The sequence below is a fragment of the Flavobacterium magnesitis genome (assembly GCF_041729735.1).
Lineage (GTDB): Bacteria > Bacteroidota > Bacteroidia > Flavobacteriales > Flavobacteriaceae > Flavobacterium > Flavobacterium magnesitis.
Window position 1 is genome coordinate 147,904 of record NZ_JBCFQK010000001.1, and the last position, 18,147, is coordinate 166,050.

An 18,147-nucleotide genomic window follows, 5' to 3' on the forward strand; every position below is an offset into this window, starting at 1 on the left:
TTCAATATTGAAATATACAATATACATTACTTAATACAGTATAAAGTTATATACTTAAATGTGGTTATATATGACTATTGCCAAAAAAAAATAAAATTCCCTACTTTGTGAATTATTAATAAAATCAAATTTAAGAAAACATGAAGAGAATTCACTTAATTTTAATCTTTGTATATATTATGTCTGCAAAAGGAAATGCTCAAAAATTGGATGCCATGAACTGGCTTAACGAACCAAATGAATGGGAAATAAAAGACAACAAACTTATTATGCAGGTTACAGCCCAATCTGATTACTGGAATAAAAGTCATTACGGATTTACTGTACACGATGGACCTTTTCTTTACACTGAAAGGAGTGGAGAATTTGAAGTTACGGTAAAAATGAGCGGAGTATACAAAACCAGATTCGACCAAGTATGTCTGATGCTTAGAATTGATGAAAACAATTACGTAAAAACTGGTATTGAATATGTAGAAGGAATTTATAATATTAGCACTGTACACACAATTGATAAAAGTTCATGGAGTGTGCTGGGTTTAAAAGAAAGACCAAAAAATGTCTGGATGAAAGCTGTACGTAGGCTTGATGCTTTGGAAATTTTTTATTCTATAGACGGAGTTAATTATACCATGACTAATACAGTGTTTTTTCCAGAATTTAAAACTGTGCAAGTAGGTATGATGGCTGCAAGTCCGGACGGAAAAGGCTTTACTGCTACTTTTGAAGACTTTAAAATCACACATCTACCAGATCAAAGACGTTTAGAATGGCTTAAAAACAATCAATAATAAACTTTAATCAATTAAACCTAGTATAAAAGAGGCTGTCAGAAAATCACTTTTCACACAGCCTTTTATGCTTTATTTTACCAAATACCCCTGAGCTAATTTTTGAAAAGTAATAATTTGCTCTTGTTCCCAATCCGAATTTTTATCTAATAAAGAAGCCATTATATTAGCAACAATTAGTGCCGATTCTATCGCTGCTTTCGCATCCAGAAAGAGCAATCTGATTCTTCTTGTTAAAACATCTTCAACCGTTAGTGCCATTTCGTTTTGAACCGCCCAGACTACTTCTGCTTTTGTGTAAGGATAATCAGCGTGAATTTTTTCAGATAAAGAACTATCCTTCGCTATCATTTGTTGTATCAAAACCGCATCTGATCCATAAACCGCCAAATGAGAATTGGATTGCTGCCTGGTAAAACCATGTATTTGCAAACGTCTGGTTTTACAACGAACAGAATCTAAATTCGAAACTTGTATTGCCTTATTAATAGTTTGTTCAGCCATTTTTCGATACGTAGTCCACTTCCCTCCTGTTATATTGACCAAACCCGACGGAAGTACCTGAATAAGGTGTTCTCTCGATAAAATAGCGGTGTTTTTTACAGCTCCTTCCTTTACTAAAGGACGTAAACCCACAAAAACACTATTTATATCACTATAATTTATTTTTTGATTTACATATTTGTTAAAATGATCCACAATAAACCGAATCTCCTCGTCTAAAGGTTTCGGTTCTAAACTCACCTCTTTCACAGGAGTATCAGTAGTTCCCAACACCAATTTATCATACCAGGGAATCAAAAACAAAACTCTTCCGTCAGCGGTTTTTGGAATCAACATTGCTTTTGAACCTTGAAAAAAAGATTGGTTCAATACCAAATGAATTCCTTGCGAAGGTGAAATAGTCTCTTCGGAATGGCCTTCGGATTTTTGCAAAATTTTATCTGCAAAAACCCCTGTTGCATTAATCACCACTTTGGATTTTACAATAAATTCTTCATTCGATAATTCGTCTTTTGCTTTTAAACCAATTATCTTATCCTCGCTTTTTATAAAATCAGTAACGGAACAATAATTCAATACTACAGCTCCATGTTCAGATGCTGTTTGTGCTAAATTAATAGCCAAACGACTATCGTCAAATTGTCCATCATAATACAAAATTCCTCCTTTTAAATGCGTCGAATCCAAATCAGGCAAATAATTTAAAGTCTCTGTTTTAGAAAGCATTTTGGTCTTCCCTAAACTAAATTTAGCCGATAAAAATTCGTAAATCCACAAACCAAAACCGTAATAGTATTTATCCCACCAATTATATACAGGAACTACAAAACCTAAAGTATGACAAACATGTGGTGCATTTCTCAACATTCGACCACGTTCCAGCAAAGCTTCGCGAACCAAATGAATATTTCTCTGAGCAAGATAACGAACACCACCATGAACTAATTTTGTTGATCTGCTGGAAGTTCCTTTAGCAAAATCATGTTTTTCTAAAAGCAGGGTTTTATATCCCCTACTTGCAGCATCAACAGCACAACCCAAGCCAGTTGCACCTCCGCCAATTATTACAAAATCAAATTCGTTATTCTCACGAAGTTGTTTTAATTTTTCTTCTCTATTCATCAAAAAAATAACTTTAGACTCACAGTTGTATATTACAACTACAAGGCTAAAGTTAACTTTTATAACGGAATTAGCTTATTATTCTTTTTAAACTTTCAAAAAAACTAATCCTATTTTATATAATCCAACGTTCGCTCTAAAGCCATACCACGCGAACCTTTTATTAGTATAGTATTCTTTTCGAAATTCACTTCTTTTAAACCTGCTGAAAAAGATTCGAAACTATCATAAAAACGGAAATTATCTTTTACCATTTGGCAATCAAAAAAAGCTTTACCAACAAAAAAACATTGAACATCAGTTTCATTTTTTAACGAATCAACCAAAGAATAATGTTCCTTATAACTTTCATCTCCTAACTCAAACATATCCCCTAAAACCATTATTTTATTCGGTTTTTCAAGCTGTAAAAAATTAGCAATTGCAACCGCCATGCTACTTGGATTAGCATTATAAGCATCTAATATTATTTCATTTCCAGCCCTAACTAACAACTGTGATCTGTTATTCTCCGGAACATAACTTTCCAGGGCTTCTTTGATAGCTACATCATCAACTTCAAAGAATTTCCCTATTGTCAATGCTGCATTTACATTATTTGCATTGTACAAACCTATTAAATACGTTTTAATTTGAAGCGAATCAAAACCAACTTCAACAAAAGGATTTGCCTTAATTTCAGAAATTTTGACATCAGCATTTTCCCTATTTATACCAAAAGAATAATGTTTTAAAACTTTTGATTTTTCAACCTGAATCGGGTCTTCAAGATTAATAAAAGCTAATTTATCTTGTTTTAAAATATACTGATACATTTCGCTCTTTCCTTCAATCACGCCTTCTACACCTCCAAAACCTTCCAGATGTGCTTTACCAAAATTAGTTATATAACCATAATCTGGCTGAGCAATTTCGCAAAGAAATTCAATTTCTTTTTTATGATTAGCTCCCATTTCAACAATTCCTATTTCGGTATTTTCATCAAAAGACAACAATGTCAACGGAACTCCAATATGATTATTCAAATTCCCAACAGTAGCTTTGGTTTTGAACTTCTGAGCTAAAACCACATTAATTAATTCTTTGGTAGTTGTTTTTCCATTACTTCCTGTAAGTGCAACTATAGGCAACTTTAAATAATTTCTATGATATTTAGCCAATTCCTGCAAAGCAACTAAACTATCTTCTACCAGAATAGTTCGCTCATCAATGTAATAGGATTCATTATCTATAATAACATAAGAAGCACCTTTATCCAATGCTTCGCTAGCAAAAGTATTCGCATCAAATCGTTCGCCTTTTATGGCTACAAAAATTGATTTTTCTTGAATTTTTCTAGTATCTATCGAAACTCCTGAAGATTTTAAAAATAAACTATGAATGCAACTGATATCCATAAAAAATGAGTTAAAAAAATAAAAGCCCTAATCAAAGGGCTTTTATCTATTATGTTTTAGAAATTAATTTCTTGGTGTTTTCTTTTTATCTGCTTTAGGACCAACTCTGGACATTGCGCATCTGAATCCAATATAATCCGTTGCCATATCCTGAGGAAAATACCTTCTTTGAGCCGGATCTAACCAATAGGCTCTGTCTCTCCAAGAACCACCTTTGTAAACTCTAATTTTATCATCAATTAAAGTAGTCCTTTTACTTGATCTATCGTATTTTCTCACCATTTGACCTAAACTATCTGTGGTTACATTATGCTTAGGCGAGTTGTACATTTTTTCAATTTCGTTTTGTTTTTCATCATCTGATTCTGATGAACCAAAATTATAATATCTGGAAGATTGCTTGTCACCGTCTCTGTAGTTGATATTATCACTTTTATCAAAATTTTGTCTCAAATACGTTTCTTTTTCATCAACAGGAACCTGAGCTATTTGACCCGGGAAATTTCTAGCAATTATTTTACCATTGCTTAGAGTATCATATTTCATATTCTCTTTAGTAACGATTTCCATTTTTCCATCGGCACCAATTTTATTTTTGGTATATAAATTTCCTCTGAAATAGTTGAAATCATTTGCTTCATTATCAACAATAGGTCTGTAAACATCCGCAACCCATTCGGCAACGTTTCCTGCCATATCATACAATCCAAAATCATTTGGTGCATACGATTTTACAGCATTAGTGATATCAGCACCATCATCTGACCATCCTGCAATTCCACCATAATCTCCATTTCCTTGTTTAAAATTGGCTAATTGATCTCCTCTTGACTGTCTTTTTCCTGAACGAGTATAACCACCTGACCAAGGATATTTCTTTTGACCTTTATAAGTATTGTATTCTCTTTGACCTACATCAGCAGCAGCAGCATATTCCCACTCAGCTTCTGTTGGCAACCTGTATTCTGGCATAATAACACCAGAAGAACGTTGCGCATATACACCTTTTGCTTCAGATGTACTTCCATCTTTAGATTTTACAGCTCTCCCATTTGATTTCTGTAATACGATCTCTTCACTTCCACCACGAGCAGTAGATGGCGACATCAAGTAAGCTTCGGTATTGAACGCATTATCGGCATTTACATCATCCGTTTTTGCTCCTTTTTTCAAGTAACCATTTTTTTCTAAAACAGCTTCATTTACACGATCAGTTCTCCATTTAGCAAAATCTACAGCTTGAATCCAATTTACTCCAACCACAGGATAATTTGCATAAGCAGGATGTCTTAAATAATTATTAGTCATGGTTTCGTTGTATCCTAATCGGTTTCTCCAAACTAAAGTATCAGGAACTACACCATCATAAACACCTTTATATTCTTCTAGTGGAAAAACTAATTTTACCCAATCCAGATATTCTAAATACATGAAATTAGTCACCTCAGTTTCATCCATGTAAAAAGACTGAACGTGTTGCTGAGTTGGCGTATTATTCCAATCATGCATTACATCATCCTGAACTTTCCCCATTGTAAATGTACCTCCTTCAACAAAAACTAAACCTGGACCTGCTTCTTGTTTTTTAGCAGCTTGTACTTTCTTACTATCTACATTCCAACCTGTTGCTCTCGAAGCGCCCTTAGAACTAGATTTTTTACTACAACTAGCAAAACCTAAAGTCACAATCACTGACAACACCAATCGAAAAACTGTAATTTTATTTACTTTCATACTCTTTACTAAGGTAATATTTATGCTTTGCAATATAATAATTAACGATTAACCTGCAATATCAATTTAAATAATTATATACTATCTGTTTGTTCAAATTTAACGCAAATTTATACTATTTATTATTTATTTATATACTTAATGCTTTTTTTTTATTCTTTTGGTTTATTTAGCATAAACAACCACTTAATCAGTCATTCTAGCTAGATATTTATTTGTTTTTTATTACAAAAAATCGATTTGTAAAAAACACCTTCAAGAAAAAAACCAAAATGTTTTTAACACAATATTAATTAAAAATAGTAGTTATAATTAATTATTAACCAAAACCAAGTCTTTAGAAACGAATCCAAAAACAATGTGTTTGCCACAAAAAAGTAAAAAAACAGAAAAACTTGCAACTTTTTAATAAAACACTATATTTGTTCAACCAATTTTCTATTCATCAATGAAAAAAACAATACTTTTAACCATTTCTTTGTTTTCAATTTCGCTGATTCAAGCTCAACAAGAAAGAGTGATCACAACAGCAGTTCCTTTCCTGAACGTTACCGCAGACGCAAGAGCTGCAGGTATGGGAGATATGGGAGTTGCTACATCAGCAGATGCTTTTTCTCAGCAATGGAACCCTGCTAAATATGCTTTCGCTATAGACAAACAAGGAGTTAGTGTAAGTTACACTCCCTATCTAACAGGTCTTGCTAACGATATTTCATTAGGACAATTTACTTATTACAATAAAATTTCTGACCGAAGTGCTTTTGCCGGAAGTCTTCGTTATTTTGGTTTCGGAGATATTGAATTACGTCAAACCGGACAAGCAGACGAAGCATTCGCAACCGTTTCTCCTAACGAATTTGCTATTGACGGTTCGTACTCCCTAAAATTAAGTGAAAGATTCTCTATGGCTGTTGGCGGTAGATACATTCATTCTAACTTAAAAATAGCTGTTGGCACTGAAGATGCTACATCAGCTAACTCTTTCGCAATAGACATAGCAGGATTTTATCAATCTGAAGAAATCGCCTACAATCGATTCAACGGAAGATGGAGAGCTGGTTTTAATATTCAAAACTTAGGTCCTAAAATAAGTTATGACAATGATGATTTAAGTACAAACTTCCTACCTGCCAATTTAAAACTAGGAACCGGATTTGATTTCATATTAGACGATTACAATAAATTAGGTCTAACTGTAGAACTCAGTAAACTTCTTGTACCTACACCAAAAGTAGGTTACAATAATAGCACTGGTACTTATGATGGATCTGACATGAATGGAGACGGAGTTGTTGACAGCGACGATTTTGATCTTGCCAATGATGATTACCGAAGAACCAGTTGGGTTTCGGGAGTTTTCAAATCCTTTGGAGACGCTCCAGATGGTTTTAGCGAAGAACTTAAGGAAGTCATCTATTCTGCTGGGGCCGAATATTCCTATCAAGATGCTTTTGCAATGCGCTTAGGATACCATCACGAAAACATTAGTAAAAGTGGATTAAGATATTTTACTTTAGGAGCTGGTTTTAAATACACAACAGTAAAAATAGATGTTTCTTATTTATTTTCTGCTTCGAAAATTCCAAATCCTTTAGAAAATACACTTCGTTTTTCATTGACATTTAACTTTGGAGACAAGTACGAAGAATATTAATTTTAGACATAAAAGACAATACAAAATCCAAATTTCTACTCTATGAAATTTGGATTTTTTTTACTCAAAAATAAAATGGAAGAAATCATTATTTCAAGCAAATTCACCGCCTATAACAGTATCGAAGAATTGCCAAATGAAATTCAAAACCTTTTCGAAAGTGCCATTCGAGCACAAAAAAACGCTTATGCTCCTTATTCCAAATTCAGAGTTGGCGTAGCTCTTGCTTTAGATAACGGCGAAATCATTTTAGGAACAAACCAGGAAAACGCAGCCTATCCATCAGGACTTTGTGCTGAAAGAGTAGCATTATACCAAGCGGCATCCAATTTTCCAGAAGCAAAAATTCTAAAAATAGTAATTACCGCTGCGCCAGAAGCAACAGGAATCCCATCGCCTATTCCTCCCTGCGGCTCTTGCAGACAATCTATTGCCGAATATGAAATCAAGCAAGAAACTCCAATTGAAATTTATTTTATGGGCGAAAAGGGCAAAATATACAAATCAGAATCTTTAAAAAACCTGCTCCCTTTAATATTTAACAAAAAACTGCTCTAATAAAACTAAAAATTAGCTTTATAATTTTAGTTCTTAGATGGAATGTTCTATTTTTGCATTTCGCAAATTTGACCATATTAAATAAATTTTGCGAAAAAGTACTAATTGACAACACAATAAAAACTTTAGTAAAAGAACACTTGAAATGAAAGAAGTTACAAAAGAAGTATATTTAAAGTGGTATGAAGACATGCTGCTTTGGAGAAAATTTGAGGACAAACTAGCTGCATTATACATACAACAAAAAGTTAGAGGTTTTCTACATTTATACAATGGTCAAGAAGCTGTACTTGCTGGTGCCCTGCACGCAATGGACTTAACCAAAGACAAAATGATTACTGCTTATAGAAACCACGTTCAGCCAATTGGTATGGGTGTTGACCCTAGACGCGTAATGGCTGAGTTACTTGGAAAAGTTACAGGAACTTCTAAAGGAATGGGTGGTTCTATGCACATTTTCTCAAAAGAGCACCGTTTTTATGGTGGTCACGGTATTGTTGGAGGTCAAATTCCAGTTGGTGCTGGCTTAGCTTTTGGAGACAAATATTTCAACACTGGAGGAGTTACAATGACCTATTTTGGTGATGGTGCTGCTCGTCAAGGTTCTTTACACGAAGCTTTCAACATGGCTATGTTATGGAAACTTCCAGTAGTTTTTATTGTTGAAAACAATGGGTACGCTATGGGAACTTCAGTAGAAAGAACAGCAAACCATACTGATATCTGGAAATTAGGTTTAGGGTACGAAATGCCTTGTGGACCAGTTGACGGAATGAATCCAGTAAAAGTGGCTGAAGCAATGACTGAAGCTATCGATAGAGCTCGTCGTGGAGACGGACCTACTTTCTTAGAAATGAAAACATACCGTTACAGAGGACACTCTATGTCTGATGCGCAGTTGTACCGTTCTAAAGAAGAAGTGGAAGAATACAGAAAAATAGATCCAATTACTCAGGTTTTGGATATTATTAAAGATAAAAAATACGCTACAGAGGCTGAAATTGAAGCTATCGAACAAAGAGTAAAAGATTTAGTTCAAGAATGTGTAGATTTTGCTGAATCATCTCCATATCCAGAATTAGAACAATTATACGATGTAGTATACGCACAAGAAGATTATCCATTTACACCTCATAAACTATAAAAATATTATGGCGATAAAAGTAACAATGCCTCGTTTAAGTGATACTATGACGGAAGGAACGGTAGCAACTTGGCTTAAAAAAGTAGGAGACAAAATTAGCGAAGGAGACATCCTTGCTGAAATTGAAACTGACAAAGCAACGATGGAATTCGAATCTTTCAACGAAGGAACACTTTTACATATTGGAATTCCAGAAGGAGAAACAGCACCAGTTGATGCATTATTAGCGATAATTGGAGACGAAGGTGAAGACATTTCGGCTTTATTAGCTGGAGGTGACGCACCAGAAGCTGAATCTAAAAAGGAAGCTCCTGCTGAAACTGAAACTAAAAAAGAAGAAAAAGAAACTCCTGCTCCTGCAGCCGAAGCTAAATCAGCAGCTTCATTACCAGAAGGAGTTATTGTTGTAACAATGCCTCGTTTGAGTGATACAATGACCGAAGGAACAGTAGCTACCTGGTTGAAAAAAGTAGGTGATAGTGTTGCAGAAGGTGACATTCTTGCTGAAATCGAAACAGATAAAGCAACTATGGAATTTGAATCTTTCAACGAAGGAACATTATTATACATAGGAATCGAAGAAGGAAACACAGCTCCTGTTGATAGCCTTTTAGCTATCATTGGACCTGCAGGAACTGATATCAGCGGAATTGCTGATAACTACGTTGCTGGAGGATCTACTCAGGCCGCTCCTGCAGCTGAAGAAACTAAATCTGCGCCAGCAGCTGAAGCTTCTGCTCCAGTTGCTCAAGAAGAAGCTACTGACGGAAAAAGAATCCTGGCTTCGCCATTAGCTAAAAAAATTGCTAGTGACAAAGGAATTCAATTAACACAAGTAAAAGGTTCTGGAGAAAACGGACGTATCGTAAAAAGCGACATCGAAAACTTCACTCCTGCTGCTCCAAAACAAACTGAAGCAAAATCTGATGCTAAGCAGGAAACTGCTGCACCAAAAGTATTTGTTCCTGCTGGAGAAGTATTTACTGAAGAAATTAAAAATTCGCAAATGCGTAAAATCATTGCGAAACGTTTGGCTGAATCTTTATTCACTGCACCTCATTACAACTTAGTAATTGAAGTAGCTATGGATGACGCAATGAAATCCAGAGCTACCATCAATACCGTTCCAGATACAAAAGTATCTTTTAACGATATGGTAATTAAAGCCTGTGCATTAGCATTGAAAAAACACCCGAAAATAAATTCACAATGGAAAGAAGATGCCATCATCATCAACCACCACGTGAATATTGGAGTTGCTGTAGCTGTTGAAGACGGTTTAGTAGTTCCTGTATTGAAATTCACTGACGCCATGAGTTTATCTCAAATTGGTGCCAGCGTAAGAGATCTTGCGGGAAGAGCTAAAAACAAAAAGTTAGGACCTGCAGAAATGGAAGGAAGTACTTTTACTGTTTCTAACCTTGGAATGTTTGGTATTACTGAATTCAATTCGATTATCAACCAACCAAACTCAGCCATCCTTTCAGTAGGAGCAATCGTTGAGAAACCAGTGGTTAAAAACGGACAAATTGTAGTTGGAAACACTATGATGTTATCTCTTGCTTGTGATCACCGTACTATCGATGGAGCAACTGGAGCACAGTTCTTACAAACATTAAAACAATTTATTGAAAATCCAGTTACTATGTTAGCTTAATTTTTAATTCATATTACCTAAAAGCCGTTTTGAAAATCTCAAAACGGCTTTTTTTATGGTAATAATTTAAACCTTTTTTTACGAAATTTCAACTAACTAGACTCTTTTTTAAATGCTTAATCCTCAAGATTTTTTTAATACCTACTGTAATAATTCTAATTGGCAGATAAAGAAAGCTTAAATCAAAAAAAAGTTTATTGAAATCTGTTTCAATAAACTTTTTTAATAAATAATATATACTTAGATAATTCTATCAACTATCAAAATTTCCCTTAAAAAAACTACTCTTTAGGTGTCGTTGATTTTTTAGCCAATTTAAAAATTACTGGAGACAACGTTAGTAAAACTAATATAATAACAATCACTTCAATATGCTCTTTTAAATCAATTTGGTAATTATTAAGCAAGAAACCATATAGATAATGCCCTGCAAAGATTAATGTGAAAGACCAGATAAAAGAACTTATAATATTATAAAACATAAACTTTTTTCTTTCCATCGAAACAATTCCTGCTACAATAGGGGCAAAAGTTCTGAAAATTGGTAAGAAACGTGCAAAAATTATTGCTCTTCCACCATGTCTTTCGAAGAAATCCTTAGATTGAACCAAATATTTTTTCTTAAACCAAAAGCTATCTTCTTTGTTATACAAATAATATCCGCTTTTTGAACCAAACCAATAACCAACAATATTACCAAGGATTCCAGCCACAGCCACCATGGTTGACAATAAAGTTACGTTTACAAAACCATTCTCAATAAATAGTATGTTTTCTATCAATTCTCTATTGTAAATTCCTGCAAGAAAAAGCAAACTATCACCCGGTAAAAAGAAACCTGCAAACAATCCTGTCTCGGCAAAAACAATAAACAACACTATATAAATCCCTAACTTTATTCCATTTACATCAAAATGAATATAAAAAAGAGGGTCAATTAAATTCTTCCAATCAAAGCTATTCATTCTTACCTATTTATTAAATATTTTCGAGCGTGAAAGTAAGAATAATTTATATGAACTACAATTTATTCATTTCTTTTAAATTTTAATTAACGATAAAAGTTCTCTTTTTTTTCAGAAAAAAGAAATTCGCATTCTTCTAAAAATCAAATTCCTGTCCCATCAACGGAATAGAGCAATTAATCTTATACATTTCTCGGATTTTGATGCGTAATTCATCTGCAGCTGGATGTTCTCCGTGAACTAAAAAAACTCTGTGTGGTTTGTTTTCTAATTCGGATAACCAAGCCAACAAATCAGCTTGATCGCCATGAGCCGAAAGACTATTTATTTCAACTGTTTTTGCTCGAACTTTATAATAATTACCAAATATTTTAATAGACTTAGCACCTTCAATTAATTTTCGCCCTCGCGTTCCCTCTGCCTGATATCCTACTATAATAATTGTGGTTTCGGGAATTCCTATGTAATTTTCTAAATAACTCAAAACACGTCCGCCAGTAATCATTCCACTTGCTGCAATAACTACCTTAGCTCCTTTATTATTTATTGCAGCTAAAGTTTCTTCGTAATCAGAATTAATAACAAACATTTTACTCATTGCCTGACAATCGGCTAAACTTAATTTATGCCATTTTGGATTATTAAAGAAAACATGAAAAGCCCCAACACCCATTGGCGAATCTACGATGTACGGAATATTAGGAATTCGGCCTTCTTTTTTCAACTCCCATAAAATAAACATAATACTCTGAGCTCGCTCTACAGCAAAACTAGGAATAATGACCGTCCCCCCTTTTTTAAATGCTGTATTAATATAGTTTTCTAATTCTAATTTAGGATCTGTATCCGCATGCAAGCGGTCGCCATAAGTACTTTCGAGAAAAACCAAATCAGCTTTTTTAGGTTTTATTGGAGGATACAATAACACATCATTATCTCGGCCTAAATCTCCCGAAAAAACTAAGGTTTTACCTTCTAATTGCAAACGGATACTACAAGCACCTATAATATGTCCCACTGGAGCAAACACAGCTTCAATTCCGTCATCCAAATCAACTATAGTTTCTGGTGAAACAACCGTTAAAAGCGGAAACACTTTTTTTGCCTGCTCTACTGTATACAAAGGTTCAGCAATTTCATGTTTAGAAGTATTTTCCTGATTGGCTTTTTTAGCATCTTCTTCTTGAATTTTAGCGCTATCTGCTAAAATTAATTTGGTAATTTCCATAGTAGGACTCGTGCAATAAATTTTCCCTTTAAAACCTTGATTAACGAGCCTTGGCAACCAACCGCAATGGTCTAAATGCCCATGAGTCAACAATACAAAATCTATGGTAGAAGCTAAAACTGGTAATGGTTCCCAATTGAGCTCCCGCAAAGGTTTTATTCCTTGAAACAATCCGCAATCTATTAAAAGACGAATACTATTACTTTCAATTAAAGTTTTAGAACCTGTTACAGTTCCTGCTGCTCCTATAAATCTAATTTTCATACTACCGTCTTTTAAATTAATAACACTTACACAGTTCCGCCACTTCTTTTAAAACATTTTTAATTCTATTAAAACTTATTCCAATTTCTTTTAAATCTACTTTATTATTGACCAATTCTTTGACTAAAATAATATCCAACAACAATAATTTTTCTTTTTCAGCCTTACTCAAAGTTGTCAAACAAGTTACTGGATACAAACAATCCTGATTATTACGAGATTTTAAACTTCCTTTTTCTGGATAATCCCAACTTAATAAATTAATGCCCGAACATTCTGCAAAAGCTATCGCATCTGCTGTAAATCGGGTATTGGTAACAATCCAGCAATTGGTTATTTTTTCTTTGCTCGAAAAAAGCGAATAACTACTAACTCGCAAATCATTGAATCTAGAAAAAACATACAAAGGAACTTTTACATCAGAAGCAGCTTCACTCCCACCATGAAATTTACATTCCACCATAGCAATTGCATTGTTTTTCTTAATTAAAATATCTACTTCGTGCATTACACAATGTCCTTGCAAAACTGTATTTGTTTTTATTTCATATTTTTCAGCCTCAAAAAGCCGGGCAATGTACTTTTCGAAATAAAAACCTTCAGGACCTAACATTTGAATAGCCGCTCTCAAATTATAACGAGCAGCATGAGAATGAGTATTCTTTTTTAATAAAGCAAACGCTTTTTTGTAGATACTTTTAGTCGAAATTCCCTCATGTATATCACGGACAATTTCTTTAAGAATGGCATCTGCTGTAAATGCATCAGCACCTGATTTCAATAAAGATGTGATGAGTTTATCTGGATTAAAATGTACAATTTCTCCTGAATGCTTTACAACTTTCATATCGTATAAATTACTAATTATAACTGAAATAGATTACTTTAAAGTTACATAAAAAATATTAGGGATTTCGCTTTTGAAAGTAAAATGCAGGAATAAAGAGTAAAACAAAAAGAGGTTGAATTAAAAATCTTCGAATATAAAACAGTAAAAAAATATTCTGAGAACCATAAAAATGGATTACTAAAAAGAAGGAAATAATCAAAACCACGAAGGCAATGAGATATAAAAAAAAGGAAAAATGAATCATCATTCTATCTTTAAAAATCAAATGAATTAACCCTAAAGAAATTAGCATATTCAATCCATATCGAAATAGCAAATTTAAAAACAACCGAAAAATTTCAAAATTTGGTAATGGCATTTGGTTGAAATTGCCTTTGAAATAAGTCAAAAAAGGATCGTAAAACAAACTGCGTTCATAAAAACGAACCAATACAAAACAAAGTAACAGCCCAACTCCAAGTATCAATCTTAAGCCGTGAGTATAAATCTTATTTAGCATACAATGAGAATTTATTAACCCAAACTACCCATAAAATAAAAACCACTCCATAAATAAATAGCGGAAAAACAATTTCATGCAAAAACGATTGTTGTTCCGGAAACCAATACAAAGCCAAACACAACAAAGCAATCCGAATTACATTTAGAATATAAATAAAAACACTTCCGCCCAGTATAAAAAACAGAGTTGTTTTCAGTTTACCCGAAAAAGAAACCACAAACGAAACAAACAAAATAATTACGCTAATGGCATTACAACCTTCAATCATTCGGGCAACAGCCTGTTGATTGTAATAAAACATAATATAAGAAGTATTTGAAATTTGCTTTATATAAAAATCAGCTTCAAACAAAGTAACAAGTTGGACTGTATTTGTAGCCACAAGTTCAGTAATCCCATCAACAGCATGTTTATCAAAGCGGGATAAATAACCTTGATAAATTAGACTTAAAACCAAATAAGTCAAGAAAAATTTAGTCAGGAAAATCAAAAATGGGCGATATAGAATAAGGTATTTTTTCAAATTTTGATTTTTTCAAATTTATACAAATTTCAGCAATGATTTTCATCAAAACAAATTTCACAACTGTAACACAATACTGTAATACATTTCGTTATATTTGAAAAAATTATATCAAAAAATGAAAACCAACCTATTAACCAATTAATTATATTATGAAATTAAAACTCATCCTTATTCTATTATTATTTCTCCCAAAAATAGCCATTTCTCAAATTTCTAAAAAAGACAAAATCACTTTTTTTGATTCAAAATGGAAAGAAAGCACATCTGAAAACTACAGTTATTACAGAATAACCAAAGATTACAATTCTAATCAAGATCTTTATGAAATTAAAGAATATTATAAATCTGGAACTATCCGCACAGAAGGACATTCAAAAAACAAAGACAATTTTGCTAAAGAAGGAGAAATAATTACCTATTTTGAAAACGGCAACAAACACAAAATAAGCCAATATTCAAACAAAAAACTAATTGGCAAAGAGACTGAATGGTATGAGAATGGCAATAAAAAAAGTAAAATTGAATACACTCCTGAAGAAAAAGAATCTCAAAATAAAACTAAAATTATTCAGTATTGGAACAAAGACAATCTCCAAACAATAATCGATGGAAATGGTTCTCATGAAGAAACCACTAAAGAATTCTACGCAACTGGAAAGTTAAAAAATGGTTATAAAGACGGAATTTGGGAAGGCTGGCAAATAAAACCAGAAAACAAATTTATCGAAGAATTTAAAAACGGTAAATTTATTTCAGGTACACTTACCGACGAAAGCAACACAAAAACCACTTACACCAGTTTAATTACAAAATCACAACCCATAGGTGGATTTACTCAATTTTATAATAACCTTCATAAAAGCATAAAGCAAGCTAATATTTCACCTCAAAAACCCAACAACTTAATTATTATCGAATTCATAGTTGATATTGATGGAAAAGTTACCGAACCTAAAATAATAAGAAGTATTGATTCTAAAGCCGACGAATTAGCATTAGCTTATTTATCAAATACTAATTGGATTCCAGAAATAAAAAGAGGACAGAAAGTAAGATCTAAATACACCCAACCAATACAATTTCAGTCACCGCAATAATCAAATAAAAAAACATCATTTCTAAAATGAAAACGAATCTATTAACCACCATCCTACTTTTAACCTCAATCGGTTTATATTCTCAAATTATAAAACCAACTCGCTATAATTTAGATTCATTACACAAACCAACCATCAAAGAAAATTATAAATTCATACGAGTTGTGGAGAACTATAAAAATCAGCCCAACTTATTTATTTTCACCGAATATTACCGCTCTGGAAAAATTAGCATGAAAGCCATTTCTAGCAAAGCGGATAAACCAAGTTTTCAAGGACCACGAATTGATTACTACGAAAACGGAACCAAAAAACAAGAATCGAACTATATTGACAACAATTTAAATGGAAAACAATTAGAATGGTACGATAACGGTGAAATGAAATCCGAAAAAGAGATCACCTGGGATGCCGGAAATAAAAACCCAATCATCAAAATAGTACATTTTTGGAATAAAGAAAAGCAGCAAACTGTTATTGATGGAAATGGTCTATATGAGGAGAATGATGAAAACCTTTACGAAAAAGGCCCAATAAAACTCGGTAAAAGAGAAGGTGTTTGGGAGGGAAAAAACCTTAAAGAGAATTTTAGCTTTTCAGAAATTTATAATGATGGAAAATTTATTTCAGGCATTAGCACAGATAAAGAGAATAATAAATATCCCTATAAGGTTCTTATGGAAAAAGCTAACCACACAAAAGGAATGAGAGATTTCTATAGTTTCGTAGGAAGAAATTACAGAACTCCTAATGTGCAAGGATTACAAGGGAAAATTTATATCACATTTATAGTTGATACAGACGGTAGTCTTAGCAATTTTAAAATTCTAAGAGATCTTGGACATGGCACAGGTCAGGAAGCAATACGTGTACTAAAAAAAGCCGAAAAGTGGACTCCTGGAAAAATGAGAGGAATTAATACAAAAGTTTTATATTCTCTACCAATTAGTATAACAACATCTTCTGGATCATCTAAATACTCTCCTAATCAGGAACCTACTTTCGAATCAGAAATGTTGAGAAATACAAATCCTAATTGGTAAAACCTTCGAAACGATTTAGAACCTAAAATTATATTTTATTTTCAAAACAATAATTATTAAAAAATGAAAACCAACTTACTAACCATAACATTATTATTAGCCTCAATGGTTTTGTTTGCTCAAGACAACAAAAACAAAGTGTTTTATTTAGATTCACTTCATAAAATTACAAATGAAAAAAATTATGAATACACAAGAGTTGTAGAAGACTATACCGCTAAGAAAAACTTATATGCTGTTTCTGAATATTATAAATCAGGAAAAATACGCATGAATGCTACTTCTAAAAACAAAAACAATCTACAATTAGAAGGATTACGCATTGATTATTACGAAAATGGAAATAAAAAACAAGAATCCAACTATGTAGACAATAAGTTAAGTGGGAAACAATTTTCCTGGTATGAAAATAACGTAAAAAAATCAGAAAAAGAAATTATTCAGAATACTAAAAACAAAACTTCCGAGACTAAAACACTTCAATTCTGGAATCCAGAAGGAAAGCAAACAGTATTAGATGGGAACGGTCAAATAGAAGAATCCGAAGGTGAATTCTACGAAAAAGGAGAAATTAAAGACGGAGAAAAACAAGGTATCTGGGAAGGTAAAAACATAAAGAAAAACTACACTTTTACAGAAAATTATAAAAACGGAAAGATTACTTCAGGTATTAGTACCGATAACGACAATAATAAATATCCTTATAAAGAAATAATGGAAAAACCAATTCCAATAAAAGGAATGACTCATTTTTTCCAATATGTTGCCCAAAACTTCAAAGCGCCTCAAATACCAGGATTACAGGGTAAAATACATGTAACATTTGTTGTAGACAAAGATGGAAGCCTTACCGATATAAGAGTGTTAAAAGATCTAGGCTATAATACAAAAGAGGAGGCTATTAAAACAGTATCAAGTTATGGTAAATGGACTCCTGGTAAAAAAAGAGGCGTACCTACCAGAGTATTGTATTCTTTACCAATTTCAGTAAACAATGGGAATAGCATGAATCAAAACAGATAACATTCTATAAAAACTCAAAATCACTGATTTTCATTGCCAATTCAAAATAATGTATTACTTTTGCTGCCGTCTTACAATAACTGTCTGA

At 32.9% G+C, this 18,147-nt stretch carries 16 protein-coding genes; 8 read left to right on the forward strand and 8 right to left on the reverse strand.

Features of this window, described 5'->3' with window-relative positions:
- Positions 1–140: 140 nt before the first annotated feature.
- The gene (locus AAGV33_RS00710; protein WP_373389984.1) at positions 141–791 is read left to right on the forward strand and encodes a DUF1349 domain-containing protein; all 651 of its coding nucleotides are present in this window, start codon (positions 141–143) and stop codon (positions 789–791) included.
- Positions 792–863: 72 nt separating this feature from the next.
- Here AAGV33_RS00710 and AAGV33_RS00715 read toward each other — a convergent pair whose 3' ends face one another.
- From AAGV33_RS00715 to gldJ, 3 genes are all read right to left on the reverse strand, one after another.
- Positions 864–2,417, reverse strand: coding sequence for a glycerol-3-phosphate dehydrogenase/oxidase (locus AAGV33_RS00715; protein WP_373389985.1), 1,554 nt, complete (start codon positions 2,415–2,417; stop codon positions 864–866).
- Between the two features lie 110 nt (positions 2,418–2,527).
- Positions 2,528–3,814 carry a UDP-N-acetylmuramoyl-tripeptide--D-alanyl-D-alanine ligase gene (locus AAGV33_RS00720; RefSeq protein ID WP_373389986.1) on the reverse strand — a complete coding sequence of 429 codons (1,287 nt, stop codon included), beginning with the start codon at positions 3,812–3,814 and terminating at the stop codon, positions 2,528–2,530.
- A 63-nt stretch (positions 3,815–3,877) separates the two neighbouring features.
- Positions 3,878–5,548 (reverse strand): gliding motility lipoprotein GldJ, encoded by a 1,671-nt coding sequence (gldJ, locus tag AAGV33_RS00725; RefSeq protein WP_373389987.1) that lies wholly within the window; start codon positions 5,546–5,548, stop codon positions 3,878–3,880.
- A 448-nt stretch (positions 5,549–5,996) separates the two neighbouring features.
- Here gldJ and porV point away from each other — a divergent pair, with 448 nt between their 5' ends.
- The 4 genes from porV to AAGV33_RS00745 all read left to right on the forward strand — a co-directional run bounded on the left by porV (position 5,997) and on the right by AAGV33_RS00745 (position 10,561).
- Positions 5,997–7,202, forward strand: coding sequence for a type IX secretion system outer membrane channel protein PorV (gene porV / locus AAGV33_RS00730; RefSeq protein ID WP_373389988.1), 1,206 nt, complete (start codon positions 5,997–5,999; stop codon positions 7,200–7,202).
- Positions 7,203–7,277: 75 nt separating this feature from the next.
- Positions 7,278–7,760, forward strand: a complete 483-nt coding sequence (gene cdd / locus AAGV33_RS00735) for a cytidine deaminase (protein WP_373390216.1) — start codon at positions 7,278–7,280, stop codon at positions 7,758–7,760.
- A 145-nt stretch (positions 7,761–7,905) separates the two neighbouring features.
- A complete protein-coding gene (pdhA, locus tag AAGV33_RS00740) occupies positions 7,906–8,904 on the forward strand; it encodes a pyruvate dehydrogenase (acetyl-transferring) E1 component subunit alpha (protein ID WP_373389989.1) in 999 nt (332 codons plus the stop codon).
- Between the two features lie 7 nt (positions 8,905–8,911).
- Positions 8,912–10,561: a pyruvate dehydrogenase complex dihydrolipoamide acetyltransferase gene (locus tag AAGV33_RS00745; protein ID WP_373389990.1), complete on the forward strand. Its 1,650-nt coding sequence runs from the start codon at positions 8,912–8,914 to the stop codon at positions 10,559–10,561.
- A 281-nt stretch (positions 10,562–10,842) separates the two neighbouring features.
- Here the strand turns inward: AAGV33_RS00745 and AAGV33_RS00750 are convergent, their stop codons facing one another.
- The 5 genes from AAGV33_RS00750 to xrtF all read right to left on the reverse strand — a co-directional run bounded on the left by AAGV33_RS00750 (position 10,843) and on the right by xrtF (position 14,893).
- Positions 10,843–11,526 carry a DedA family protein gene (locus AAGV33_RS00750; RefSeq protein ID WP_373389991.1) on the reverse strand — a complete coding sequence of 228 codons (684 nt, stop codon included), beginning with the start codon at positions 11,524–11,526 and terminating at the stop codon, positions 10,843–10,845.
- A 136-nt stretch (positions 11,527–11,662) separates the two neighbouring features.
- Positions 11,663–13,018, reverse strand: coding sequence for an MBL fold metallo-hydrolase RNA specificity domain-containing protein (locus AAGV33_RS00755; protein WP_373389992.1), 1,356 nt, complete (start codon positions 13,016–13,018; stop codon positions 11,663–11,665).
- Positions 13,019–13,034: 16 nt separating this feature from the next.
- Positions 13,035–13,865: a restriction endonuclease gene (locus tag AAGV33_RS00760; protein ID WP_373389993.1), complete on the reverse strand. Its 831-nt coding sequence runs from the start codon at positions 13,863–13,865 to the stop codon at positions 13,035–13,037.
- Between the two features lie 58 nt (positions 13,866–13,923).
- Positions 13,924–14,367 carry an exosortase F system-associated membrane protein gene (locus AAGV33_RS00765; RefSeq protein WP_373389994.1) on the reverse strand — a complete coding sequence of 148 codons (444 nt, stop codon included), beginning with the start codon at positions 14,365–14,367 and terminating at the stop codon, positions 13,924–13,926.
- On the reverse strand, positions 14,357–14,893 hold the full coding sequence (gene xrtF, locus AAGV33_RS00770) for an exosortase family protein XrtF (RefSeq protein ID WP_373389995.1): 537 nt from the start codon (positions 14,891–14,893) through the stop codon (positions 14,357–14,359). Before xrtF ends, AAGV33_RS00765 begins: the two co-directional genes overlap by 11 nt.
- A 152-nt stretch (positions 14,894–15,045) precedes the next feature.
- Between xrtF and AAGV33_RS00775 the strand changes: the two genes are divergently transcribed.
- The 3 genes from AAGV33_RS00775 to AAGV33_RS00785 all read left to right on the forward strand — a co-directional run bounded on the left by AAGV33_RS00775 (position 15,046) and on the right by AAGV33_RS00785 (position 18,059).
- Positions 15,046–15,993: an energy transducer TonB gene (locus AAGV33_RS00775; RefSeq protein ID WP_373389996.1), complete on the forward strand. Its 948-nt coding sequence runs from the start codon at positions 15,046–15,048 to the stop codon at positions 15,991–15,993.
- Between the two features lie 26 nt (positions 15,994–16,019).
- Positions 16,020–17,036: an energy transducer TonB gene (locus AAGV33_RS00780; protein WP_373389997.1), complete on the forward strand. Its 1,017-nt coding sequence runs from the start codon at positions 16,020–16,022 to the stop codon at positions 17,034–17,036.
- Between the two features lie 63 nt (positions 17,037–17,099).
- Positions 17,100–18,059 carry an energy transducer TonB gene (locus AAGV33_RS00785; RefSeq protein ID WP_373389998.1) on the forward strand — a complete coding sequence of 320 codons (960 nt, stop codon included), beginning with the start codon at positions 17,100–17,102 and terminating at the stop codon, positions 18,057–18,059.
- Positions 18,060–18,147: the final 88 nt, after the last annotated feature.

Coding starts and splice junctions, on each gene's coding strand:
- AAGV33_RS00710 (WP_373389984.1), top strand. CDS start 141: ATGAAGAGAATTCACTTAATTTTAATCTTTGTATATATTATGTCTGCA.
- AAGV33_RS00715 (WP_373389985.1), bottom strand. CDS start 2,417: ATGAATAGAGAAGAAAAATTAAAACAACTTCGTGAGAATAACGAATTT.
- AAGV33_RS00720 (WP_373389986.1), bottom strand. CDS start 3,814: ATGGATATCAGTTGCATTCATAGTTTATTTTTAAAATCTTCAGGAGTT.
- gldJ (WP_373389987.1), bottom strand. CDS start 5,548: ATGAAAGTAAATAAAATTACAGTTTTTCGATTGGTGTTGTCAGTGATT.
- porV (WP_373389988.1), top strand. CDS start 5,997: ATGAAAAAAACAATACTTTTAACCATTTCTTTGTTTTCAATTTCGCTG.
- cdd (WP_373390216.1), top strand. CDS start 7,278: ATGGAAGAAATCATTATTTCAAGCAAATTCACCGCCTATAACAGTATC.
- pdhA (WP_373389989.1), top strand. CDS start 7,906: ATGAAAGAAGTTACAAAAGAAGTATATTTAAAGTGGTATGAAGACATG.
- AAGV33_RS00745 (WP_373389990.1), top strand. CDS start 8,912: ATGGCGATAAAAGTAACAATGCCTCGTTTAAGTGATACTATGACGGAA.
- AAGV33_RS00750 (WP_373389991.1), bottom strand. CDS start 11,526: ATGAATAGCTTTGATTGGAAGAATTTAATTGACCCTCTTTTTTATATT.
- AAGV33_RS00755 (WP_373389992.1), bottom strand. CDS start 13,018: ATGAAAATTAGATTTATAGGAGCAGCAGGAACTGTAACAGGTTCTAAA.
- AAGV33_RS00760 (WP_373389993.1), bottom strand. CDS start 13,865: ATGAAAGTTGTAAAGCATTCAGGAGAAATTGTACATTTTAATCCAGAT.
- AAGV33_RS00765 (WP_373389994.1), bottom strand. CDS start 14,367: ATGCTAAATAAGATTTATACTCACGGCTTAAGATTGATACTTGGAGTT.
- AAGV33_RS00775 (WP_373389996.1), top strand. CDS start 15,046: ATGAAATTAAAACTCATCCTTATTCTATTATTATTTCTCCCAAAAATA.
- AAGV33_RS00780 (WP_373389997.1), top strand. CDS start 16,020: ATGAAAACGAATCTATTAACCACCATCCTACTTTTAACCTCAATCGGT.
- AAGV33_RS00785 (WP_373389998.1), top strand. CDS start 17,100: ATGAAAACCAACTTACTAACCATAACATTATTATTAGCCTCAATGGTT.